The sequence below is a fragment of the Mesorhizobium sp. M0208 genome (genome assembly GCF_040322015.1).
GTDB lineage: Bacteria > Pseudomonadota > Alphaproteobacteria > Rhizobiales > Rhizobiaceae > Mesorhizobium.
Genome location: NZ_JAMYSP010000124.1, coordinates 1 through 652, shown reverse-complemented (window position 1 = coordinate 652; position 652 = coordinate 1). Strand labels below are relative to the sequence as shown.

The following is a 652-nucleotide window of genomic DNA, read 5'->3' as shown; positions in this document are numbered from 1 at the left end:
GCTTGCAACACGCGTAATCTCGACCTCGGCAATATGGCAGAGGTCGAAAGCTATTGCCTTGGCACAGGAAGCTTTCGCCCCCGGCAACTTGATCGCCTCCGAAACGCTGGGTGTGCTGCTTTCCCTGACTGACCCAGGGCGAGGAGGTTGTCCATGTCCACGAGTAGTGTTGACCGCCCGCTGCAGCCAGGCGACCGGGCACCGAATGTTGTGCTCAATGCGATCTCACGCGAAGGCAAGATCGCGCTCGATGATTTTCGAGGCCGTAGCCCGTTGTTGATCGGTTTGTTCCGAGGCCTGCACTGTCCGTTCTGCCGGCGCCATGTCGCGGCGATGGCGCAACTTAAGCCGGCCCTGCGTGAGCAAGGCGTCGAATGCCTGGCGGTGGTCAATACGCCAGTCGAGCGGGCGCGGCTCTATTTCCGTTACCACCCGGCACCCGATCTTCTCGCTGCATCCGACCCGGAGCGGGCCTCGCACCGTGCCTTCGGCTTGCGCGAGGTCGGGATGGAAACGGTCATGGCGATACCGTTCCATCTCCCGGGCGAGTTGCCCGAGCCTATGGACGTCATGGCAATGAATGAATTTCTTAACAAGAAGGAAGGTTATGAGATTACGGAAGTCGATCAGCAGGCGATGGCTTCCAGCCAGG

1 protein-coding gene is annotated in these 652 nt (G+C 60.3%); it reads left to right on the top strand.

Annotation, left to right across the window (positions count from 1 at the left end; genetic code table 11):
* Nucleotides 1-153: 153 nt before the first annotated feature.
* The coding region (locus NKJ17_RS33930; RefSeq protein ID WP_352692069.1) for a redoxin domain-containing protein at nt 154-652 on the top strand (499 nt) is incomplete at its 3' end.